This window comes from Acinetobacter terrestris (genome assembly GCF_004331155.1).
GTDB classification, from domain to species: Bacteria; Pseudomonadota; Gammaproteobacteria; order Pseudomonadales; family Moraxellaceae; genus Acinetobacter; species Acinetobacter terrestris.
The window spans coordinates 51,586-75,479 of sequence record NZ_SJNZ01000011.1 but is presented as its reverse complement, the minus strand read 5'-3'; the positions used below and the strand labels follow the sequence as shown (position 1 = coordinate 75,479).

The window sequence follows — 23,894 nt, the reverse complement described above, 5'->3', positions numbered from 1 at the left end:
CAATTCAAAGTAAATTACAGAAAAGAGGTTTCATTCAGTCAGTATTAGAGTGAACATCAGATGATGAATATATTTTAACGCTTAAACCCTGATGGGGCTGTCCTGCAAATTCGGTCCTGAGTTCAATCCCATTTCTCCTGATGGATATTGAAAACCGGTTTGAACACCCAAATTATATGTATATAGATGGCGGTCGAAATGCAGTTCGTTATTTCAGTTTAGGTTCTTACAACTTAAAAAAGCACTTCAACATTTAATGCGAAGTCTTCACCCAAGGAAAGCAATATGCCTATTTATAACGCACCTCTTAAAGACATGGATTTTATTTTAAATGATGTATTTAAGGCTGAAGATTTTTGGCAAGGCAACGACGACTTAGCCCATATTGACATGGCAACAGCCAATGCCATTTTAGAAGAAATGGCCAAATTTTCTAAAAATGTCATTCTGGATTTAAACCGCTCAAGTGATGAAGAAGGCGGCGCTCAATTTAGCAATGGTGTTGTGACCACGCCAAAAGGCTTTAAAGAAGCATTCAGGCAATATGCACAAGGCGGCTGGATTGGTCTGGGTGCGGAAGAAGAATGGGGCGGTCAAGGCATGCCGAAAATGCTGACCGTACTTGCTGATGAAATGATTTGGGCGACCAATCCATCGTTTATGCTTTATCCGTTACTGTCTGTAGGCGCAGGCATGGCATTGAACAACTACGCCTCTCAAGAGCAGAAAGAAACTTATTTACCTAAAATTTACACAGGTGAATGGTCAGGTACCATGTGCCTGACTGAACCGCATGCAGGAACCGATTTAGGGATTATTAAAACCAAAGCTGAACGCAATGATGACGGTTCTTATGACATTAGCGGAACCAAAATTTTCATTACCAGCGGTGAGCATGACCTGTCAGAAAACATTATTCACCTGGTCTTGGCGAAAACACCGGATGCACCGGCAGGTTCACGCGGTATTTCGTTATTTATCGTGCCGAAATTCCTGCTCAATGAAGATGGGTCATTGGGCGAACGCAATAGCATGGGTGCCGGTTCAATTGAACACAAGATGGGCATTAAAGGTTCTTCAACCTGCGTATTGAACTTTGATGCTGCCAAAGGCTTCCTTGTAGGCAAGGAAAATGAAGGTCTGGCGGCCATGTTCGTGATGATGAACTACGAACGTTTATCTATGGGCATTCAAGGCCTAGGCGCATCTGAGTTTGCCTATCAAAATGCAGCGCAATATGCGACAGACCGTTTGCAAGGCCGCAGTGCAACAGGCGTGAAATCTCCAGAGAAACCTGCCGATTCAATTCTGGTTCATGGTGATGTCCGCCGTATGCTGCTGAATGGTCGTGCCAACAATGAAGCATCGCGTGCATTTGCCGTGTATGTCGGTCAGCAACTGGATATAACCAAGTTCTCTAGCGATGCCGAAGCGGTGAAAAAAGCCAATGACCGTGTGGCATTGTTAACACCAATCGCCAAAGCCTATTTAACCGATACGGCATTGAATGCGGTGCTTGATTCACAAATGGTGTTTGGCGGTCATGGTTATATCCGTGAATGGGGCATGGAACAGTGCGTTCGTGACCTGCGGATCTCACAGATTTATGAAGGTACCAATGGCGTACAAGCTCAGGATTTAATCGGTCGTAAAACCATTCGCAACAATGGCGCAAATATGGCGGAATATATCACTGAAATTCGTGAATTTGTCACTACACTGGATGATTCACTTGCCATTAAAGCCGCGACTTTAAACGCTTGTAGCGAAGTAGAAGCCATCACCCAGTTTATTTTGCAACAGGCGAAAGGAGCACCGGATTTTGCCAATGGTGTTGCGGTAGATTATTTGCATGCAGTGGGTCTGCTCAGCTTCAGCTATATGTTTGCGAAAATCGCGCAAGCGGCTCAGGGCAAAACAGAAACGTTCTATCAAAACAAAGTTATTTTGGCGCAGTACTTTGCAGAGAAAGTATTACCAGGCTTAACTGCCCGTATTGCACAAATTAAAGCCGGTTCAAACTTAATGATGCAGTTGCCAGAAGATTACTTTACTGCCCAATCTTAAGTGCGGTAAGTGGTTCGAATCTGGATTTAGCATCGATGGAAATGAGATGGGCAGGGTCTTCTGCTCATCTCAAACAACAAAATTTATAAATTAGGATGGAAAAAATGATTGTTATTGTGAATGGTGTACGTACAGCGATGGGCGGTTTTCAAGGCGCACTTTCTGCATGTACCGCACCCGATTTAGGTGCAGTGGCTATTAAAGAAGCGGTTGCACGTTCAGGCTTACAGCCTACAGATATTGATGAAGTCATTTTTGGTTGTGTGTTGCCTGCGGGCTTAAAGCAAGGTCCAGCACGCCAAGCGATGCGTCAGGCAGGCTTGCCTGATTCGACCGGTGCCACCACGATCAATAAAATTTGTGGTTCGGGTATGAAAGCGGTAATGCAAGCTGCAGATGCCGTTAAAGCAGGTTCTGCACAAATTGTGGTTGCCGGTGGTATGGAATCGATGAGTAATGCGCCATATTTACTTGAAAAAGCACGTGCCGGTTACCGTATGGGACATGGCAAAACCACAGACCACATGTTCCAGGAAGGCTTGGAAGATGCGGAAACCGGTCTTTCCATGGGCATCCTTGCACAAGAGATGGCAGATAAAAAAGGCTATACCCGCGAGCAACAAGATGCTTTTGCAATCAGCTCTTTAAATAAAGCCGTAACCGCAATCCAGAACGATTATTTCAAGGCTGAAATTGCGCCAGTAACCATCTCTAGCCGTAAAGGTGATGTGGTGGTTGAGCAAGATGAGCAACCCCTGAATGCCAAAGCTGACAAGATTCCAACTTTACGTCCAGCGTTTAAAAAAGATGGAACCATTACAGCGGCAAATGCCAGCTCGATCAGCGATGGCGCCTCTGCCTTGGTAATCACGTCTGAAGAAATTGCAGCAGAACGTGGTCTTGAACCGGTGGCTAAAGTGATCGCCTATGCAGGCCATTCACAGCATCCTTCTGAATTTAGTATTGCACCTGTGGGCGCAATTGAGAAAGTTCTAAAGAAAACCGGCTGGACAGCTGCCGAAGTTGATCTTTGGGAAATTAATGAAGCCTTTGCGATGGTGACCATGGCAGCCATGGATGCTTTCAATCTAGATGAAGCCAAAGTCAATGTGAACGGTGGTGCGTGTGCACTTGGACATCCACTGGGTTCATCAGGTTCACGTATTATTGTGACCTTGATTCATGCGCTTCAACGTACCGGCGGCAAGAAAGGTATTGCAGCATTATGTATTGGTGGTGGTGAAGCGACTGCGATTGCGGTTGAATTGGTTTAAACCGACGCACTGAATACATCAATAAGCACAACAAATGCCATGATTCTAGTGCGCTAGGATGATGGTAAAAATTATGTTTATGTTGAGATTTTTTAATGAAAAACGGTTTAGAACGCATTCGCTTAGTCTCCCTTCGCGACAAGATTATGTCCGCTCAACAAGCGATTGAATTGATTCAAGACGGTGCTGTAGTGGGTTTAAGTGGTTTTGGTGGTGCAGGTGAAGCCAAAACTGTGCCTTTGGCTTTAGCTGAACATGCAAAAGAACATCCCTTAAAAATCACCCTGGCAACAGGTGCAAGTCTGGGCAATAAAATTGATGGCCGCTTAAATGAAGCGCATGCCATTCAACGCCGTTATCCTTATCAGGCCGATCCCGGCTTGCGTAAAGCGATTAATGCCGGTGAGGTGATGTATATCGATCAGCATCTGTCTGAAATGGCAGATAACATTCGTCATCATAATTTGCCGCGTATTAATGTGGCTGTGATTGCAGCGACGGCCATTACCGAAGATGGCCAAATTATTCCAACAGGTTCATGCGGTAACTCGGCAAATTTTATTGAAATGGCTGATCATGTGATTATTGAAATTGATAACACGATCAATCCGGTGCTTGAAGGCGTGCATGATATTTATGTGCCTAAAGCCCGTCCAAACCGTTCACCGATTCCTTTGATTCATGCTGGTGACCGTATTGGTACCGCTGGAATTCAGGTCAGTCCTGAAAAGATTTCCGCGATTGTACTAAATGAGATTCCAGATACCTCTTTCCATATGGATGAGCCGGATACCGATACTTTGTCGATTGCCAAACACCTGATTCAGTTCTTTGAAGGTGAAGTGGCAGCAGGGCGACTACCGGAAAATCTGGGTCCGTTACAGTCAGGCGTGGGTTCTATTGCCAATGCCGTTTTTTCAGGTTTTGAGCATTCAAACTTCCATCATTTGGAAATGTACTCGGAAGTTTTGCAGGACTGTACCTTTGAACTGATTGATTCTGGCAAAATGACTTTTGCTTCAGGCTGTTCAATGACCCTGTCTGACGCTTGTTTCAAACGTGTCATGAGCAACTTTGAACAATACAAAGACAAGATTGTGCTACGTCCGCAAGAAATTTCCAATAATCCTGAAGTGATCCGCCGTTTAGGGATTATTGCGATTAATACCGCACTTGAGTTTGATATCTACGCCAACGTAAATTCGACCCATGTCACCGGTACCAAAATGATGAATGGTATTGGCGGTTCGGGGGACTTTACCCGTCATGCACATCTGGCGATTTTTGTGACCAAATCGATTGCCAAAGGCGGGGCAATTTCATCAGTCGTTCCAATGGTCAGTCATACCGATCATACCGAACATGACATTGATGTTTTAGTCACTGAACAAGGCCTGGCCGATTTGCGTGGTTTGGCACCGCGTGAACGTGCCCGCAAGATTATTGACTGCTGTGCGCATCCAAGTTACCGCGATGCATTAAATGACTATTTTGACCGTGCTTGTGCCAAGGGTGGACATACTCCACATCTTTTGCAAGAAGCTTTGTCTTGGCATGCAACATTTGAAGAAACAGGCAGCATGCAGAAAACTGCATAAGATCCAATCTGGCTAGACAATGAGACAACCCATCACGAGATGGGTTTTTTTATGAATAAAATATGGATATAAATTTCAAAAAATCACGAAAGCAAAACAGAGCCAGTACTACTGAAACGCTTTGCCAACAAGAACCCGCTTAACCCAAAGACTCTTCTTTCTATAATGGCCGCATCGCAACACTCAAGGTCAAAATTTTGAAATATATTCAATATTTTTCAGGAATTACATTATTACTTCTATTAACTGCCTGTACCAAAGCACCGGATTATCAGGGTACTTGGAAAAATACCTTAGAAAACCCAAAACTTGAAAATTCACTGGTGATTTCCAAAAACGGTGATAATTATTTCGTTACCAATACCTTAAAAGACAAAGCCACCGGAAAAACTGAAAAGAAAAATCCTGTTCCTGCCTCGGTCAGCAAGAATGGTTTACTTGAGGTCAATGCAGGGACCGGTGTGGTTGATTTTGCGATTGACGAGAAAACCGGAAATCTGGTGGGTTCAGGCTCGATCTATAAAAAAGCAAAATAATTGAATGATTGCCTCCGATGCCGTGGTTTAGGTAAGTCACGGCATCTTTTTTATCGCGCTGATAGCGTTTAATAACTCGGCATAATCCTGCACAAAATAATCTGCCTGCGTTTTAATTTCCTCTAACTCATGAGCCGAATATGCGTCATAAATGGCAATCACATCTATACCGGCTTGTCTGGCTGCTTCTACACCCACCAGTGAATCTTCAATAATTAAGACATTCTTCGGCTTTAAACCCAAAATGCTGAATTGCTTTTGAATAGACTTCAGGATGGGGCTTAATATTTTGCACATTTTCACGGGTTAAAATGAGAGGAAATAAGTCATCAAAATCAATTTTCTGGTTAATATTCTGATTGTTGAGTTTATAGCGCTGAATATTATGAATACTGGTTGTTGTGGCAATGGCTAATTCGAAGCCTTGTAATTTAAGTTATTTTAAAAACAGTTCTGCTTGAGGTTTTAGCGCAATAATATGGTCCAGATAATGATAGGAAAGGGCATGGCGCTGCATTTTGATTTCTTGTTTGGAAAGTTTTGAACCGTAGAAGTCCTGAATAAAACCATAATATTCCAAATAAGGATCGACACAGTTCTTAAACTTTTTAAGTTGCCTATCACGCTGTTGTTGAATGACGTCTAAATCTATTTTTTGTGTAGAGAGCTGTTCAATCAAACTGGCATCGACCTGATTCCAGATTCCGACAGAATCAATTAGGGTTCTATCTAAATCAAAACAAATGAGTTTTTTCCCGTGAAACATCGACATATTACATTTTGTTGAGTTGGATAATCCGAATTATATCTCTTCTTAATATGAACCGTGCTTTAAGTACAAAATTTCTCATAAGTTATGATTGGAAAATCTTTCTTCAAGCTGGGTAAACAGGCTTTGCATGCCCTGAGTCGCTGTTTCGGGAATTAAATGATATTGCGGTGGTACACGAAGATGATCGGCTTTAGGGTCAATATAATAGGCTTCACAGCTTTCAGGGATTTCATGAATCAATCCGGCAACTGGGTAAACCACCAAACTGGACCCAATCACGATAAAAATATCGGCATCTTGAACCAGTTGCATGGCGTGTTCATAAGCCGGAACTGCTTCTCCAAACCAGACCACATGCGGACGCAGCGGATAGCCTTGCGGGCATTTGTCGCGTTCTAAATTTAATTCCCAACCTTGAATCGGATAGAACGTCTCAGAATATTGCGCACCCGGGGCAGAGCTTTTGGCTAAGCGAATATTGCCATGTAAATGCAGAACATGCCGGTTTCCAGCGCGTTCATGCAAATCATCGATATTTTGGGTAATAACATAACACTCTGCAAAGTCTTGAATTTTGGCAATCAGTTGATGGGCTAAATTTGGCTGTGCTTCCAAAACATTTTTGCGCCGTGCATTATAAAAGCGTTGCACCAGCTCTGGATTTCTTTGCCATGCTTCGGGTGTCGCGACATCTTCAATCTTGTAGTTTTCCCAGAATCCATCATGATCACGAAAGGTATTGATTCCGCTTTCTGCACTCATTCCTGCACCGGAAAAGATCACGATTTTTGGCATTTTTTCTCAGGTTTCTGTCTTTAATTTAAATAAACCTATCATAAATTATTCAGGTTTTTATAGGTTTTATACAGCTCTTTAATTTTTTTGAGCAACCATAAAACTAAGCCCCACTCATTAGCAGGGCTTAGGAATTTAATTTTCACATTAAGCAATAAACTGCTTAACAGCCTGATTGAACTCGTTTGGACATTCAATATTTGAAATATGCGAGGCATTAATTTCAAATAATGCGCTATTTTTAATATGATTTACCATATATTGACCGTCTGAAACTGTGGTCACTGGATCTTTTTGACCTGCAATCACCAGTATCGGTACACGAATTTCTTCTAACTGTTCACGTAAATCTGCTTTTGCTAAAGCTTCACAGCAACTTGCGTAACCTTCGGCGCTGCCAGCTGCCAAGCTGTTTTGCAACTTTTTAATTTCTGCTGCATTGCTTTGAATAAATTTATCTGTAAACCAGCGCCCGGCTGCAGTTGAGGCGATCGGCTGTAAACCTTGCTCACGCACCAGTGCTGCGCGCTCATTCCACGCTTGTTCTTGACCAATTTTCGCTGCAGTATTGCATACAATGATTTGGTTAAAACGTTTGGCCTTGTGAACAGCAAGCCATTGACCCGTTAATCCACCCATTGAAATACCACAAAAAACAGCTTTTTCAATATTCAGATGGTCAAGCAAGTTCACTACGTCTTGACCCAATTGCTCAAGCGTATAGGGACCTTGTGGAGCTGATGATGCACCATGACCGCGCGTGTCATAACAAATCACAAAAAAATCATCTTTAAAATGATCAATTTGAGGTTGCCACATTGCGTAATTCGTCCCAAGCGAATTTGAAAAAATGATCGCAGGTTTCGTCACATTACCAAAGGTTTGGTAATTGATTTGAGCACCATTAGAGCTAAAAGTTGGCATTAAAATCCCTCCCGACCTCCCTTTAAAAAAGGGAGGAGTTTTATATTTTTAAGAGTTTATTAGACACGTTGAATAATCAAAGCAATGCCTTGACCGACACCAATACACATCGAACACAGTGCGTAGTTGCCGCCTGTCTGTTCCAGCTGATTCAGTGCCGTGGTCACCAGACGCGCACCGGATGCACCGAGCGGATGACCCAGAGCAATCGCGCCACCATTCGGATTGACTTGGGTTGAACCGTCTTCAATGCCTAGGTCACGGGTTACGGCTAAGGCTTGAGCAGAAAAGGCTTCATTCAGCTCGATGACATCCATTTGTTCAAGCGTTAAACCGGTTTGTTTCAACAGTTTTTTAATCGCCGGTGCAGGACCAAAGCCCATGATGCGAGGTTCAACGCCGACCACCGTTGCGCCAATAATTTTGGCCCGTGGTTTTAAGCCATACTGTGCTATAGCATCATCTGAAGCAATCAGCAGGGCTGCTGCACCATCGTTAATCCCTGAAGCGTTGCCTGCCGTCACGGTACCTTCGGCTTTCACCACAGGTTTCAGCTTGGTTAAGCCTTCAAGGGTGGTTGAAGCACGTGGATGTTCATCGGTATCCACCAAAACAGGATCGCCTTTACGTTGCGGAATCACCACAGGCACGATTTCGTTGGCAAAGAACCCTTTTGCTTGTGCTGCTGCTGTGCGCTGCTGACTGGTGAAAGCGAACTGGTCTTGGTCTGCACGGTTAATGTTGAACTGTTCCGCGACATTTTCAGCCGTTTGCGGCATGGTTTCTACGCCATACATCTCTTTCAGTTTGGGATTGATAAAACGCCAGCCCATGGTGGTGTCTTCAAGTTTCTGGCTGCGTCCAAAGGCGCCTTCGGATTTACCCATCACCAATGGCGCACGGCTCATGGATTCCACCCCACCGGCAATAATCAGGTCTGCTTCACCGGCTTTAATCGCACGTGCAGCCATTGCTACCGCATCCAGCGATGAACCACATAAACGGTTGACTGTCGTTGCAGGCACCTGATAAGGCAGACCTGCAAGCAGTGCCGACATGCGACCCACGTTACGGTTGTCTTCACCGGCCTGATTGGCACAGCCATAAATCACATCATCAACCTGTTCCCAGTTCACCGACGGATTGCGTTCCATTAAGGCTTTGATTGGAAGTGCACCGAGGTCATCGGCACGAACGGGTGCCAAACCCCCGGCATAACGGCCGAATGGGGTACGGATGGCATCTACGATATATGCGTTTTTCATTGTGTAATCCTTTTACCTCCCTTAATCCCTCCTGAAAGGAGGGAGACTTACCCGGCTTCAAAATGATTTGAGCTTGGGTATAAAGTCTCCCTTTCTTGCGCATCGAGTTAAAGCAATGCTTAAGTCTGGCTCAGGGGGATTAGGGGGATTTAAAATTTTCTTTAAAGTGTATTAGCCTTGAGTTGCATCAATCAGTTTGGCACCGGTCAATGCCTGCAATTCTTCAAATGACAGACCTTCAACTTTCTCAATCACTTTCATGCCGTCGCTTGTCACATCAATCACACACAGGTCGGTATAAATCCGGTCGACACATTTCAAGCCAGTGGCCGGATAAGAAAGTTCAGCCACGATTTTTGGTTCGCCTTTTTTGGTCACGTGGTCTGTAGTGATAAAGACTTTTTTCGCACCCACTGCCAGATCCATCGCACCGCCAACAGCAGGAATCGCATCCGGTGCACCGGTATGCCAGTTGGCCAGGTCACCATTTTCAGCGACCTGGAATGCACCCAGCACAGCAATATCCAAATGACCGCCACGCATCATGGCGAAGGAATCACCGTGATGGAAGAATGAACCGCCTTCAAGCAAGGTGACAAACTCTTTACCGGCATTAATTAACTCTGGATCACGGTCTTCTTCAGCAGGAGGAGGACCAAAAGCCAGCAAACCATTTTCAGAATGTAAAAACACGTCTTTGTCTGAAGGCAGGTAGCTGGAAATCTTGGTCGGCAAGCCAATCCCGAGATTGACATAGGCACCATCTGGAATGTCCTGTGCCACACGTTCAGCAATCTGGTCACGGCTTAATTTGGTATAACTCATCTTCTAATACTCCAATGCCAATTACTGTGCAGGTTTTACTGCAACCACGTGTTGAACAAAAATCCCCGGGGTGATGATGTGCTCTGGATCAAGCGCACCCAGTTCAACCACTTCAGAAACCTGGGCAATGGTGATATCGGCTGCCATGGCCATAATCGGGCCAAAGTTACGTGCCGATTTACGGTACACCAGATTGCCCCAGCGGTCGCCTTTATGCGCTTTAATCAAGGCAAAGTCAGCCTTGATCGGGTTTTCCAGCACAAAGTCTTTGCCTTCATAGTTCAGGGTGGGTTTGCCTTCCGCCAGCAAGGTACCAAAACCGGTTGGGGTATAGATCGGACCTAAGCCCATACCTGCAGCCTGAATACGGCAGGCCAGGTTGCCTTGCGGTACCAGTTCCAGTTCGATCTTGCCGGCACGATAGATTTCATCGAATACATAGGAATCTGACTGACGAGGGAAAGAGCAGATGATTTTGCGTACCGCACCGGTTTTTAACAGTTTAGCCAAACCGTAATCACCATTACCGGCATTGTTGTTGACGATGATCAGGTCTTTAACACCCAGTTCAATCAAGCCATCAATCAGTTCAGCCGGTTGTCCAGCCGTACCGAAACCACCAATCATGATGGTTGCACCATCTTTAATTTGGGAAAGTGCTTCAGTCAGTGAAGCGGAGCTTTTATCAATCATAATGTTTCCTAGACAATCATTTGCCCATTAACTTTTAGAGCTTTGAGTTGAAGGGAGAGCAGTGCTATTCGGTTCACGTTTATTTAAAATTAAATGTGCAATGACACCGATACAAATACCCCAAAATACGGAACTGAGCCCTAAAAAATGCATGCCAGAGGCAGTGGCTAAAAAAGTGATGAGAGCTGCATCTCGATGAGATTCATTTTTCATCGCGACAGAAATATTGCTTGCAATCGCACCCAGTAAAGCCAGACCTGCTAATGCAGCGACCAGTTCTTTAGGCAGTAAGCTGAACAACATGACAATACTGCCGGCAAATAAACCGCCTAAAATGTAAAAAATACCGTTGGCGATTCCGGCGATATAACGTTTGTCTTTCAGTTCATGGGCATCTTTACCCATACATAAAGCAGCAGTGATAGAGGCCAGAACGATGGTAATCCCACCGACACAAGCGACTGCTAAGGACGCAATACTGGTTGCCGTGATAATCGGTTTAGCCGGCGTGTCATAACCACTGAGTTTCATGATGGCCATACCCGGTAAAAACTGACCGGAAAGACTGACCAGAATCAGGGGAATGGCCAAATTCAGGGTTGAATTCCAGGTCCATTCAGGGGCAATAAATTGCGGAATGGCGAGGGTGAAATTGACATCAACCGGATTCATCTTGCCTAAAACCAGACTCAGAACCACACCTGAAACGAGCACCCAAACCATGGCATAGCGTGGTACTAAACGCTTTGCAACGAGAAACACCATCAGCATGCCAAAAACAATCATCGGCATGGTGTCAGTTGCAGTAAAAAGCCCCAAACCAAACTGAAAAAGGATTCCGGCCATCATGCCAGCTGCGACATCTTGGGGAATCCATTTCAATAATTTGTCGAAATAACCGGTAATTCCAATCAAAAAAATCACCACAGCAGAAGTGATGTATGCGGCGATGGCTTCATTCAATGAAATATTGGGGAACAGGGTCACCAATAATGCCGTTCCCGGTGCAGACCACGCGGTAATCACCGGAACTTTGTATTTAATCGAAAGAAAAATACCGGCAACAGCTGCACCAATTGAAATTCCCCAAATCCACGAAATCATCATGGCACTGGAAACTTGCGCTTTTTGGGCGGCTTGGAAAAAAATGATCAGTGGACCTGAATAGGAAATCAGCACGGCCAAAAATCCTGCGACCGTGGCTGAAATGGACCAATCATCTTTTAATGTTTTTAACAGGGTCGTCATTGCGCTATTGCCTCCATGCGTAGAATTCAATGATCCTGTTGAATTTTGATGAGATCAGGTTTAACCCTGATCGCCACCACCTACAGGAACCACAGTTCCTGTCATATATGAAGATTCATCTGAAGCCAAAAATACAATGGCATTCACCTGTTCTTGAATGGTGCCGTAGCGCCCCAAGAAAGTACGGTCAATGGTTTGATCAACCACTTGTTGCATCCACGCTTGTTCATTTTCAGAAAGTGGATTGGCATTGCGTGGCACTTTACGTGGTGGCGCTTCTGTACCCCCAGTTGCTACCGCATTGACACGAATTCCATCTTTGGCATGTTCAAATGCGAGGGCAGCCGTTAAACCATTTACGCCACCTTTAGAAGCAGAGTAAGGCACACGGTTAATACCACGAGTGGCAATAGATGACACATTTACAATTGTACCTTTCTGATTTTTAATCATTTCAGGTAAAACTGCACGGCAGCACCACATCGTTGGAAACAATGAACGATTCACTTCCTTGATGATTTCCTCTTCAGAAAATTCTTCGAAAGGTTTCATCCAGATCGCGCCACCGACATTGTTAATCAGGGCATCGACACGACCATAAGTCGATAATGCTTTTTCAACAACCGATTGTGCACCTGCAAAGGTTTCCAAGTTTGCATTGATGGTCACAGCATCACCACCGGCAGCTTGAATTTCAGCTAAAACTTCTTCCACATAAGGAGAAAGGTCTGCCATGACCACTTGCGCACCTTCCGATGCCACCTGTAGGGCCACACCGCGACCAATGCCTTGAGCGGCACCGGTTACAATCACGACTTTATCTTGAAATCTTTGATTTGAAGTCATATTTTTTTAACTCATGAACCAATCTTTATATGTGCGATTAAAAAACCTTTAAATTTGATTTAGGAAAGACGGAGTCTTACTTTTATAAATCAACATGAGGTTTAACCTTCGGTTCGACCTACTTTTGTTTTGGCAAAAGTAGGCAAAACCATTGTCATCCGCTGAACTCGTCCATTGCATCGTGTAAATTAAATTTGTCGCAGAAACTTAGATGTATCTAAATTTGGTTTGCCTCGTACAGCAGCGGATGACGTTTACGCGTATCAAATAGTTTCTAAACAAATACGCATCTTCAAATCATTAATTCGCAGAGAATTTTTCAAATAAGAAGCTTGCAGGTTTAACGCCTTCAGCATCTAACCAGCCGCGTACGGCTTCTACCATCATGACAGGGCCACACAGATAGATATCGACATCACCTGCATTTAACCAGTCATTTTCAATATGACCAGTCACATAACCTTTACGTTCATGCGCAGATTCTGGATTGGCAATGACTGTGCGATATTCAAACCAAGGGAATTTTTCTTGAAGTTCATTCAGTTTTTCAAGCGCTACCAAGTCAAAGTCATTGGTTACACCAAACACTAAACGTACAGGGTGTTCTGACCCTTTTTCTTCAAGCACTTGCAACATTGACATGAACGGTGCAATACCTGTTCCACCTGCCAGCATTAATACAGGACGAGTCACAGGACGTAAATAGAAACTGCCAAATGGACCGGCGAAAGTCATTTTGTCGCCCGCTTTGGCGTTGCTACTTAAGAACTCGCTCATTTTGCCATTTGGTACGTTACGTACCACAAAACTGGTTAAACGGTTACCCGGTTTAGAGCTGAAAGAATATGAACGGGTTTCAGTGGTTCCTGGAATACCGACATTGACATATTGACCTGCCAGGAAGTGAACGTCAGGCTGACCTTCGTCTAACTGGATGTCAAAGGTGATGGTCGAGTCAGATAAATTTTCTACACTCGCCAAAGTACCTTGGAAAGCGTGAATTTCAGTTTTACATACTTCCGATGATGCTTGAATCTGGAATACCGCGTCTGAAGTCGGTTTGCACTGACAGGCCAGAATATAACCTTCAGCTGCTTCTTCAGGGGTTAATGCATCTTCAATATAAGTTTCTTCAGGCATGTCATACGAACCTGATTCACAAAACGCACGACACGTTCCACAAGCACCATCACGGCAGTCTAAAGGAATATTGATCTTTTGACGGTAAGCTGCATCTGACAGTGTTTCTCCGTCTGAAACAGAAATAAAACGTGTAACGCCATCTTCAAATTGAAGTGCAACATTGTGGTTTGACATGGCTGAATATCCTATATAAATCTTTGTAACTGAGCCTTTCAGCCAATTTTCCATCTGGCTGAAAGGTTTTACCGGCTGTATTGCATTTTTTAGAGGTGATACACATCAATCACTTGATTGATGTAATCATTTTTCAGTACCACGTATTTGCTTAAAATTTGTGGTTTATCGCCTGAAAAGTCGATTTCATAACGTGACATACCGAAGTAGCTGTAGCTGGTTTTGTAACGGAAACTCAAAGTATTCCAGTTAAAACGTACAGTTACCTTGTCACCATTACGTTCCACAATTTCAATATTGCTGAGGTTATGGCTGGTACGTGTGTCCGGCATGGTTGCAGAAGAACGTTCAGTCTTGATACGGAACACACGGTCTTCTAAACCTTGACGGTCTGGGTAATAAATCAGGGAAATTTCAGACTCAGGATCTGTGGTCAGTTTGTCATCATCATCCCACGCTGGCATCCAGAAAGAGGCAGTAGGGGCATAACAAGTCAACCAGTCATCCCATTGCTCATCATCTAAAAAGCGCGCTTCCTGATACAGAAACTGAGCAATATTTTCTAAAGTAATCGCGCTCATGCGTTTTCTCCTGCAGTTGCAGCAAGTTCTTTTTCAGATGTAATCGCGTCTTTCATCAGATGTAACCAGTGTTCATGCTGAGCAAGGTACAAACCTTCGTCTTCAGTTTTAATACCAGACAGTTTTGGTTTTAAACCAATTTCATTGGCTGCTTCATCCGGGCCTTGAATCCAGTGTTTAGAGCCACGGCTCATATCGTTCCATTCCAGCGCGATACCAGCATAACCCGCCTGACAGGCACGGAATTCTTCAAGATCGTCTGGGGTTGCCATACCTGATGCGTTAAAGAAGTCTTCATATTGACGAATACGGCGAGTACGCGCTTCTTTGTCTTCACCCACAGGGGCGATACAATAAATGGTCACTTCAGTCTTAGAGGGAGATAAAGGACGAAGTACACGAATTTGTGAACCGAACTGATCCATGAAATAGACGTTTGGATAGATACACAGGTTACGTGAACGTTCGATCATCCATTTCGCCATCGCAGCACCGAATTTCTCGGTATATTCCTCAGCTTTCGGGAAATTTGGACGGTCTTCAGGATTGCCCCATTGTGTCCAAAGCAGCATGTGACCATTGTCGAAACCGTAAGAACCGCCACCTTGTTTGCCCCATGAGCCTGCGCTCATTGCGCGAACATTATCGCCCGCTTCTTTCTCTTTACGCTGTTGAGTTGTGGCTGCATAGTTCCAGTGAACGGCAGATACATGGTAACCATCGGCACCATTTTCGGCAGTGAGCTTCCAGTTACCGTCATAGGTATAAGTCGATGCACCACGTAACACTTCAAGACCTTGATCAGACTGATCAACAATCATATCCATAATTTTGGTTGCTTCGCCCAGGTATTCTTCCAAAGGCTGAACATCCGGGTTTAAGCTGCCGAACAAGAAGCCTTTATAGTTTTCAAAACGGGCTACTTTTTTCAAGTCATGCGAACCGTCTTTATTAAAGCAGTCTGAATATCCGGCATCAGCAGGATCTTTTACTTTTAATAATTTACCCGAGTTGTTAAATGTCCAACCGTGGAAAGGGCAAGTATAGGTCGCTTTATTGCCTTTTTTATTGCGACATAATTGTGCGCCACGGTGTGAGCAGGCATTAATCATGGCATTGAGTTCACCTTGACGGTTACGCGCAATGATGATTGGTTGACGGCCAATATAAGTGGTATAGAAATCGTTATTATTTGGAATTTGGCTTTCATGTGCCAGGTACACCCAATTGCCTTCAAAGATATATTTCATCTCTAAATCGAATAAGGCCTGATCTGTGAATACTGAACGATGAAGCTTAAATTCACCTGTTTCATAGTTTTCAACAAGTAATTCATCAATGCGATCGAGATGGCTGGTGTTAATTACAGGAATACGTGGCATGTCCGTTCTCCGACTTTCCAAATTTGGGCAAGTCCCCGAAATGTCATGAAACTGACATCTCGGTTCCTTATTATGAGGTCATTAAGCGCTTGCGCGACGACGTTCTACTTCAGTCGATGGCACAGTTTCAACATCTTTCACAAGTTCAACATTGAACTGGATGTGTTTGAATGCTTTGTTAAGGCCACGTTTTGCAATTTCAGCTTCGTCTGTTACATCTTCAGCAGTTGCAACCAGACCGTCGCGAGTTGCGAATGCAAAGTCATCCCAAAGGTACTTGTCACCTTCGATGTTGAATTGCGTGGTCAATTTGCGGTAGCCCGGTGCAGATACAAAGTAATGCACATGAGAAGGGCGGTTACCATGGCGACCCAATTTATCCAGTACGAACTGTGTTGTACCTTCTGGTGGGCAACCGTATCCAACTGGCATTGTCGTTTGAGCGACATATTGACCATTGGCATCGCTTAAAATAGAACGGCGCAAGTTGAAATCAGATTGTGACTTGTCAAAGAATGAATAGTTACCCAGGCTGTTGGCATGCCAAACTTCAACTTTAGCACCTTCAATAATGTTGCCTTCAGTATCCGTTACTGTACCTTCGATGAATAGTGTTGGAGCTTTACCTTCCTCACTACCGTCATCCATACGTGCAAAGCCAACCGATTCAGGTGCGCCTGCTACATACAATGGACCTTCAATGGTACGTGGCGTACCACCCGTAATACCCGCTTTAGCATCTGCTTCATCTGCACGTAAATCTAAATAGTGCTCTAAGCCTAAACCAGCAGCCAATAAACCCAATTCGTTGGCTTGACCTGCATCTGTAAAATATTCTAGACCTTTCCACAATTCAGTTTGTGAAATATCCAGGTCTTCGATCGCTTGGAAAAGATCACCCAATAAACGCACAACAATCTGTTGTACACGTTCATCGACAGGTCCTGTCGCTGTGTCGACATTCATTTTTTTTACAAGTGCATCAATTTCTTGGCGATTCATACTATTGCTCCTGAAGTATGTCTTCATTTTGAGTGGCAAACTCTATTAGCTTTTATATTGGCTGGCTAAATTTTGCTGGCCACAATCCTTGTTAATTACCCATAGGGTGTTGCTTTTGTGAAGATGGTGAATAAGTTCGCCATCTTGCATGTTTGAAACTTAACGATCATCTTCATGAATTGAAGAGGGATGACGGTTCAGCGGCATCACTTCAATATTCATATACGGATACAGTGGAAGACCTTGCAAAATGTTGTGCAGCTCTTCATTGCTTTCGACATCAAAAATACTGATGTTTGAGTACTGACCGCTGATGCGCCAGATATGACGCCATTTACCTTGACGCTGTAAATCATGTGAATAAGCTTTTTCAACGGCTTTAATTTCGTTGGCTTTATCGCTTGGCATATCTAGCGGAATATTTACATCCATACGTACTTGAAAAAGCATGTCTAATTCCTTTAATTACTGACGACGCAAGTTGTCAATTTTGTCTAAATCGAGTTCGATACCTAAACCAGGTACAGTGGGCAGAACCAACTCATAGTTTTGATATTGAAGCGGTGTTTTTAAAATTTCTTCAGTCAATAGCAGTGGGCCAAATAACTCTGTGCCATAGGCAAGGCTTTCGAAAGTTGAAAACACATGTGCTGAAGCAATCGTTCCGACCGGACCTTCAAGCATGGTGCCGCCATACAGGTCAATACCTGCAAGTTTGGCAATTTTCCCCACTTCACAACCTTCAATCAGACCACCTGACTGGGCAATTTTTACTGCAAATACGGATGCACCGTTGTTACGGGCAATCTGATAAGCACTCTGCGGACCGTATAATGATTCATCCGCCATAATGGCAATATCAAAGCGTCGTGTTAAACGCTGCATTGCATCCAGATTTTCAATCGCACACGGTTGTTCAATCAGGTCAACACCGCCATCCTGCAATAACTGAATGCCTTTAACTGCTTCAAGTTCTGACCAGGCACGGTTAACATCGACACGAATCGAGATCTCTGAACCCAAAGCTTTCTTAATCGCTAAAACATGGGCAACGTCGTCTTCTACAGGGCGCGAACCGATTTTGAGTTTGAATACGTTATGACGTTTCAGCTCAATCATTTTTTTCGCTTCGGCAATGTCTTTCTCGGTATCACCTGAAGCAAGCACCCAAAGCACGGGCACGCTATCACGCAGACGGCCACCGAGGATTTCGCTCAACGGCAAACCTAGGCGTTGTGCCTGAATGTCCAGTAGTGCAGTCTGGATGGCACATTTGGCAAAACGGTTACCGTTAATATTACGTTTAAGCGTTTTAATTATTTGAGCGACATTTAGACCTGAAAGTGATTTTAGTAATGGCGCAAAATATGTTTCAATATTGGTTTTGACGCTTTCCGGACTTTCCTCACCATATCCCAATCCACCAATCGTGGTCGCTTCGCCCCAACCGATAAAACCATCTTCAGTCGTGACTTTTACCAACACTAATGTTTGGGTTTGCATGGTTGCCACAGCCATCTTGTGCGGACGGATGGTTGGAATTTCAACAAGCAACGTTTCTATGGATTTGTACATCTTTAAGCTTCCCAATCTTGCTTTGTCTATCTCATGTGGTATACCTTAAAAGAATAAATATATACTGTCTAAGATCAAATTTGCATTTTATTATGCTTTAAAGGTATGAAGAGTTATGGAACTGAGACATTTACGTTACTTTGTTGCAGTGGTTGAAGAGCAAAGTTTCACCAAAGCGGCTGAAAAACTGTTTATCGCTCAGCCACCGTTAAGCCGTCAGATACAAAACCTTGAAGCAGAGCTGGGTATTCAGCTTTTTGAGCGTGGTAGCCGGCCATTATTGACGACTGAAGCGGGTCAATTCTTTTATCAGCATGCTGTTAAACTTTTGTCTAATGCCGAGGAAATTAAGGCCATGACCCAGCGTGTGGGAATGGTCGAAAAAACAGTCACCATGGGTTTTGTCGGTTCGCTGCTTTATGGTTTATTGCCGAAAATTGTCTATCTATTCCGTCAACAGCAGCCGCATTTAAAAATTGAACTGATTGAGATGAGCACCAAAGACCAAATTCAGGCGCTCAAGGAAGGGAAAATTGATGTAGGCTTTGGTCGACTACGAATTTCGGATCCTGCAGTTAGACGGATACTTTTACGCGAAGAACCTTTAATGGTCGCGGTGCATGCCAGTCATCCACTGGCCATGCAAAAGCAGGGCGTCTTTTTGACCGATATTGTCGATGAGAACCTGTTTTTATACCCAAGTCATCCCAAACCTAATTTTTCTACCCAAGTCCGATCGCTTTTTTCGGAATACGGTCTCGATCCAAAAAGTTTAAAAGAGGTACGTGAAATTCAGCTGGCTTTAGGACTTGTTGCCGCAGGTGAAGGGATTTGCGTGGTTCCTGAAAGTGCCAAAACCATTCAGTTATCGCATTTACACTATATTCCTTTACTCGATGATGCTGCTGTTAGTCCTATATTTCTGGCGATACGCAGCATGGATGAAAGTGAAGATATCCGCTCATTATTTGATTGTATTTATCAGGTTTATGACCTTGAAGCGATTGTTTATGACCGTGCCGTGATTTAACAGGTCAAGCTCTTATCTCCCTATAATTTTTAGCATTGTCATGCGCAAATCAAATCGTGATTTTTGAAATATGCCTACTGATCAAGTTGTCTATATTTGATCAGTAGGCATATTTTTTATTAGAAAAATAAAGCTCAAAAATAGAAAATAGAATTTCATAACCGGCAGCAGCCAGTTTCTAGATATCTTTAAAGTATTGTTTTATTTTTCGAAAGCCTGCAGCGAACTTTTAAGGTATGAATATATATGTAATCGGTTTTGGACAAAAAAATCACTTTGCTGCATTGTTGCCTCAAATCTAAAGATTCATATGCAGGAGCGCAAAGTGAATACAAAAAAGTTGAACATAAATACTTTAGTGGATGAAGCCAAATTTACTCCTTTTCATTGGGGAGTACTGATCTGGTGCTTAATGATTATTATTTTCGACGGTTATGATTTAGTCATTTATGGCGTCGTTTTACCTATTTTAATGCAAGAGTGGGCACTTAGCACAGTACAGGCAGGTTTGCTTGCCAGTACTGCATTATTCGGCATGATGTTTGGTGCCATGAGTTTCGGAACGCTGTCAGACAAGCTGGGTCGTAAAAAGACCATCATAATCTGTATCACCATTTTCAGTGGCTTTACATTTCTAGGTGCATTCGCAACGACACCGACCGAATTTGGAATTTTACGATTCTTGGCCGGACTAGGTATTGGTGGGGTCATGCCAAACGTGGTTGCGCTGATGACCGAATATGCCCCTAAACGTATTCGCAGTACCTTGGTTGCCATTATGTTCAGTGGTTATGCCATTGGTGGTATGGCTTCAGCACTCTTGGGTGCTTGGTTAGTACCCACTTATGGCTGGAAAATCATGTTCTATCTTGCCAGTATTCCTTTGTTTACTTTACCGTTGATTTGGAAGTTTCTTCCAGAATCGCTCATGTTTTTGACCAAAAAGGGTGAAACAGAAAAGACCCGTGCAATTGTGAAAAAAATTGCACCTGAGCAAGAGATTACTCCAGAAACGACATTTGTTCTGAATGAACCTACTGTTGGTGATGAGGCCCCATTACGTGCTTTATTTCAACAAGGCCGCATGTTCAGTACCTTAATGTTTTGGGCAGCCTTCTTTATGTGCTTGCTGATGGTCTATGCATTAGGCAGCTGGTTACCAAAATTGATGATTCAGGCCGGCTACTCATTGGGTGCAAGTCTTATGTTCCTGTTTGCCTTGAATATTGGCGGCATGATCGGTGCCATTGGCGGTGGTGTTTTGGCAGATAAATTCCATTTAAAACCGGTACTCAGCATTATGTTTACGGTGGGTGCAATTGCCTTAATCCTGCTTGGTTTTAACAGCCCACAAGCGGTGCTATATGTGCTAATTGCCATTGCGGGTGCAGCAACCATTGGTTCGCAAATTCTGCTTTATACTTTCGTTGCACAGTTTTATCCAACCGCAGTTCGCTCGACAGGTATGGGCTGGGCATCAGGAATTGGACGAATTGGAGCCATTGTCGGGCCAGTCTTGACCGGTACATTACTCACCTTTGAATTACCGCACCAAATGAACTTCCTTGCCATCGCGATTCCAGGAATTATTGCAGCCATTGCTATTTATCTGGTGAATCTAAAAGTGTCTGTTGATGCAAAAGCCCTTGCACAGCCTGGCGTTAACGCTACACCGATAGCTAAAAAAGCGACTTCATAACAGCCATATTTTTTTAATAAACATAATCTCATCAATGATATACATCGCCATCGTTACGGTGGCGATCTATTGCTAGAATTTAACCGGACAATAACAAGCGAGTTTAGGATGAACACGACACAATTAACCCAAAAATCAATCAATAAGCCAACATTCAAACGCACGCTCATGACGAGCATGATTGTCTTAAGTTTAGGGGGAGTCAGCGTAGCAGCCCAAGCCCAAACTCAACAGCAAAAAGAAATTGAGCAGCTTAGACAGGAAGTTCAAGCTTTGCGCAACATGGTTGAACAGCAAAAAGTTCAGACTACACAGACTGCAACGGCACTTGCCGAGGTTCAACGCCCGGCGCCTGTAACTAGCAATCCTGTAATGAAAACTGCCAAAGGTGCCGAGTTTAATCTGTATGGTAATGTCCGTTTTGATGGATCCTATCAAATGGAAGGCACGAGCAGAGATTTGCCCTATAACCACATTAATGCGGTTGCATTAAAGGGAAATAGTGAAAACAGTGACCGTTTAAGATCGACTTTAGCGGCAACACGTTTAGGTCTGGATTTTAAAACTCAAGCTGCTGATCAAGAGGTCAAGGGTAAAATTGAAGTCGATTTCTTAGGCGGATCTAACTTTGATAATCTGCGTATTCGTCATGCCTATGTGAACTATGGTAACTGGCTGCTAGGGCAAACCTGGTCAAATTTTGCGGTACCTGATTATATGCCGGAAAGTATTGATGCGTTGGCTTTAGTGGGCGGTGCTGTGAAACGTACGCCACAAGTACGCCATACCACTAAGTTTAGCCCACAAACTAATTTGGTTGTTGCAGCAGAAGACCCGAAAGATAGTACGGTAAATCAGCGTTTACCTGCTTTAACTGCACGTTTAAACCACCAGTTTGCTGACAATTTCAACATCAGTGCACGTGCCATGGGGCATGAAAAACGTGTCAATAATGATGAAGAAATGGCATGGGGTGTGGGCTTAGGGGCCAAGTATGATGTGGTACCCGGAACAACCCTAAAAGCCGATTATTACCATGTCAAAGGAGATAGCAGTTTTGTTTCCTTTACCAATAGTGGCGTAGCAGTTACTAATCTGAATAATGGGGCAATTACAGCAAATAGCCGTATTGCTGCTCAAAGTGAATTTGATTCAATTACTGTAGGTTTGACCCAGCAGTTTAATGAAAAACTACGCGGTACCGTAGGCTATGGTTATATGACTTTTGATGAAGATCAAAACTATATTGATGCTCTTGCAGATAAAACCAAAGCCAATAAAGACTTATGGCAGGCGTGGGCAAATGTTTTCTATAGCCCAACCAAGCCTTTAAGTTTTGGTCTTGAATACGTCTATGGTGAGCGTGAAGCGTTTGCTCCGGCAACCGTCAACGGCAGTAAAACTGGCGAAGACAACCGCATAAATGCTGTAGCTATTTATAACTTTTAATTTTTATAATGACATATAACAAAGCCCCTATTTGAAAATAGGGGCTTTGTTATATGAAGCATTTTTAGATTTTATCTGTCTATTAAAATTACTCTGTGACTTCAACCGTTAAGCCATAAGTAAAGTTTTCTGTGGCCGGTTTCTTTTTGGCATCCGCATTGGCTTCCGGATAAGACGCGGTAATTAAATAAATACCAGCTTGATCTAATTTAATGTCGACTTCGCCTTTAGCATTGGTTTTCACATGCGGCTGTTCACGTTTTGCATTTGGCTCATAACTGCTGGCACCTTTAAACACATCTATTTCAAGATTCGGAACAGGCTTACCATCCAGCAAAACCTGTGCTTTTAATGATTCACCTGCATATAACTCATTTGGATGAGTCAGTAACTTGAACTCAAAGCCTTTCTTGCTGGGTGCTGGAAGCGCAGAAGGTTTGCCTTTGGTCACATAACTTTCCGCAATAAAGTGGTTAGTCACTTCAAGCGTTTTCGCATTTGCAGGCACTTGATCGGCAGCAATGGCACGTGGTAGCTGATTATTGACAGGTGCCTTTTGAGTGCTTGCTGTTTCAGCAGGTTTAGCTGCAGGCGCCTGCATTGGGGCACGAACCGGGCGAACACGTAACCAGCGACCATCAACCAGGGCATATTTACCACTATTACCCAGCGCATCTTGAGTGCGAATACGGTAAGTACCGTCTTGAGGCAAATCAAATTCCGCAATATTAAAGCGTTTTAATGATGCTGCTGCATTGACCGGTTTTTGTTGACCATCAGGTTCGGTCACGACATAGCTGGTTTTAAAGTTATTCCCCGCAACAAAAAATTTCTCGACCGTAATCGCACTTTGGAAACTGATACTTTGCGCGGCCTTGGTATCAAAGACTTCAGGAAGCAGAAAAGGACTCATGGTATGCGCGTGACTGAGTACGGGGAGTGATGTCAGTAAAGCAATTTTTAGCAAGTTATTCATTGTTGGATACTCCAGATCAACTTTATTTAATAGAATGCAC

Annotated in this window: 21 protein-coding genes and 1 pseudogene; 7 read left to right on the top strand and 15 right to left on the bottom strand. The window is 43.7% G+C overall.

What is annotated here, in order from left to right; translation table 11 throughout:
* The first annotated feature begins 285 nt into the window (after nucleotides 1–285).
* The 4 genes from E0H81_RS07975 (at nucleotide 286) to E0H81_RS07960 (ending at nucleotide 5,475) form a co-directional block, all read left to right on the top strand.
* Nucleotides 286–2,067 (top strand): acyl-CoA dehydrogenase C-terminal domain-containing protein, encoded by a 1,782-nt coding sequence (locus E0H81_RS07975; protein WP_131318005.1) that lies wholly within the window; start codon nucleotides 286–288, stop codon nucleotides 2,065–2,067.
* Nucleotides 2,068–2,171: 104 nt separating this feature from the next.
* Nucleotides 2,172–3,341, top strand: a complete 1,170-nt coding sequence (locus E0H81_RS07970) for a thiolase family protein (RefSeq protein WP_131318003.1) — start codon at nucleotides 2,172–2,174, stop codon at nucleotides 3,339–3,341.
* Nucleotides 3,342–3,436: 95 nt separating this feature from the next.
* A complete protein-coding gene (locus E0H81_RS07965) occupies nucleotides 3,437–4,939 on the top strand; it encodes a succinyl-CoA:acetate CoA-transferase ScpC (protein WP_131318001.1) in 1,503 nt (500 codons plus the stop codon).
* 197 nt (nucleotides 4,940–5,136) lie between these two features.
* A complete protein-coding gene (locus E0H81_RS07960; protein ID WP_131317999.1) occupies nucleotides 5,137–5,475 on the top strand; it encodes a hypothetical protein in 339 nt (112 codons plus the stop codon).
* Between the two features lie 36 nt (nucleotides 5,476–5,511).
* On the opposite strand, the pseudogene E0H81_RS07955 reads toward E0H81_RS07960, so the two are convergent.
* The 14 genes and pseudogenes from E0H81_RS07955 to E0H81_RS07890 all read right to left on the bottom strand — a co-directional run bounded on the left by E0H81_RS07955 (nucleotide 5,512) and on the right by E0H81_RS07890 (nucleotide 18,700).
* Nucleotides 5,512–6,241 (bottom strand): annotated as a pseudogene (locus E0H81_RS07955) (HAD family hydrolase).
* 81 nt (nucleotides 6,242–6,322) lie between these two features.
* On the bottom strand, nucleotides 6,323–7,042 hold the full coding sequence (locus E0H81_RS07950; protein ID WP_131317997.1) for an SIR2 family NAD-dependent protein deacylase: 720 nt from the start codon (nucleotides 7,040–7,042) through the stop codon (nucleotides 6,323–6,325).
* A 147-nt stretch (nucleotides 7,043–7,189) separates the two neighbouring features.
* Nucleotides 7,190–7,966, bottom strand: a complete 777-nt coding sequence (gene pcaD / locus E0H81_RS07945; protein WP_131317995.1) for a 3-oxoadipate enol-lactonase — start codon at nucleotides 7,964–7,966, stop codon at nucleotides 7,190–7,192.
* A 59-nt stretch (nucleotides 7,967–8,025) separates the two neighbouring features.
* Nucleotides 8,026–9,231 (bottom strand): 3-oxoadipyl-CoA thiolase, encoded by a 1,206-nt coding sequence (gene pcaF / locus E0H81_RS07940; RefSeq protein WP_131317993.1) that lies wholly within the window; start codon nucleotides 9,229–9,231, stop codon nucleotides 8,026–8,028.
* A gap of 171 nt (nucleotides 9,232–9,402) precedes the next feature.
* Entirely contained in the window at nucleotides 9,403–10,056 is a 654-nt protein-coding gene (locus E0H81_RS07935) for a 3-oxoacid CoA-transferase subunit B (protein ID WP_131317991.1), read from the bottom strand.
* 21 nt (nucleotides 10,057–10,077) lie between these two features.
* The gene (locus E0H81_RS07930; protein ID WP_131317989.1) at nucleotides 10,078–10,749 is read right to left on the bottom strand and encodes a 3-oxoacid CoA-transferase subunit A; all 672 of its coding nucleotides are present in this window, start codon (nucleotides 10,747–10,749) and stop codon (nucleotides 10,078–10,080) included.
* Between the two features lie 27 nt (nucleotides 10,750–10,776).
* Nucleotides 10,777–11,997: a benzoate/H(+) symporter BenE gene (benE, locus tag E0H81_RS07925; protein ID WP_131317987.1), complete on the bottom strand. Its 1,221-nt coding sequence runs from the start codon at nucleotides 11,995–11,997 to the stop codon at nucleotides 10,777–10,779.
* Nucleotides 11,998–12,057: 60 nt separating this feature from the next.
* Entirely contained in the window at nucleotides 12,058–12,843 is a 786-nt protein-coding gene (locus tag E0H81_RS07920) for a 1,6-dihydroxycyclohexa-2,4-diene-1-carboxylate dehydrogenase (RefSeq protein WP_131317985.1), read from the bottom strand.
* Between the two features lie 300 nt (nucleotides 12,844–13,143).
* On the bottom strand, nucleotides 13,144–14,160 hold the full coding sequence (gene benC / locus E0H81_RS07915) for a benzoate 1,2-dioxygenase electron transfer component BenC (protein WP_131317983.1): 1,017 nt from the start codon (nucleotides 14,158–14,160) through the stop codon (nucleotides 13,144–13,146).
* Between the two features lie 89 nt (nucleotides 14,161–14,249).
* Complete coding sequence (gene benB / locus E0H81_RS07910; protein WP_131266172.1) at nucleotides 14,250–14,741, bottom strand: benzoate 1,2-dioxygenase small subunit; 492 nt, start codon at nucleotides 14,739–14,741, stop codon at nucleotides 14,250–14,252.
* Nucleotides 14,738–16,123 (bottom strand): benzoate 1,2-dioxygenase large subunit, encoded by a 1,386-nt coding sequence (gene benA, locus E0H81_RS07905; RefSeq protein WP_131317981.1) that lies wholly within the window; start codon nucleotides 16,121–16,123, stop codon nucleotides 14,738–14,740. Before benA ends, benB begins: the two co-directional genes overlap by 4 nt.
* Before the next feature lie 81 nt (nucleotides 16,124–16,204).
* Nucleotides 16,205–17,125, bottom strand: a complete 921-nt coding sequence (catA, locus tag E0H81_RS07900; protein ID WP_131317979.1) for a catechol 1,2-dioxygenase — start codon at nucleotides 17,123–17,125, stop codon at nucleotides 16,205–16,207.
* Nucleotides 17,126–17,284: 159 nt separating this feature from the next.
* Entirely contained in the window at nucleotides 17,285–17,575 is a 291-nt protein-coding gene (gene catC, locus E0H81_RS07895; protein WP_131266175.1) for a muconolactone Delta-isomerase, read from the bottom strand.
* Nucleotides 17,576–17,590: 15 nt separating this feature from the next.
* A complete protein-coding gene (locus tag E0H81_RS07890) occupies nucleotides 17,591–18,700 on the bottom strand; it encodes a muconate/chloromuconate family cycloisomerase (RefSeq protein WP_131317977.1) in 1,110 nt (369 codons plus the stop codon).
* A gap of 115 nt (nucleotides 18,701–18,815) precedes the next feature.
* On the opposite strand from E0H81_RS07890, the gene E0H81_RS07885 reads away from it, so the two are divergent.
* The 3 genes from E0H81_RS07885 (at nucleotide 18,816) to E0H81_RS07875 (ending at nucleotide 22,878) form a co-directional block, all read left to right on the top strand.
* Nucleotides 18,816–19,730 carry a LysR family transcriptional regulator gene (locus E0H81_RS07885; protein ID WP_131317975.1) on the top strand — a complete coding sequence of 305 codons (915 nt, stop codon included), beginning with the start codon at nucleotides 18,816–18,818 and terminating at the stop codon, nucleotides 19,728–19,730.
* Nucleotides 19,731–20,055: 325 nt separating this feature from the next.
* Nucleotides 20,056–21,429, top strand: coding sequence for an aromatic acid/H+ symport family MFS transporter (locus E0H81_RS07880; protein WP_131317973.1), 1,374 nt, complete (start codon nucleotides 20,056–20,058; stop codon nucleotides 21,427–21,429).
* 108 nt (nucleotides 21,430–21,537) lie between these two features.
* Nucleotides 21,538–22,878, top strand: a complete 1,341-nt coding sequence (locus E0H81_RS07875) for a DcaP family trimeric outer membrane transporter (protein WP_131317971.1) — start codon at nucleotides 21,538–21,540, stop codon at nucleotides 22,876–22,878.
* Between the two features lie 88 nt (nucleotides 22,879–22,966).
* Here the strand turns inward: E0H81_RS07875 and E0H81_RS07870 are convergent, their stop codons facing one another.
* The gene (locus E0H81_RS07870; RefSeq protein ID WP_131317969.1) at nucleotides 22,967–23,854 is read right to left on the bottom strand and encodes a DUF4198 domain-containing protein; all 888 of its coding nucleotides are present in this window, start codon (nucleotides 23,852–23,854) and stop codon (nucleotides 22,967–22,969) included.
* Between the last annotated feature and the right edge of the window lie 40 nt (nucleotides 23,855–23,894).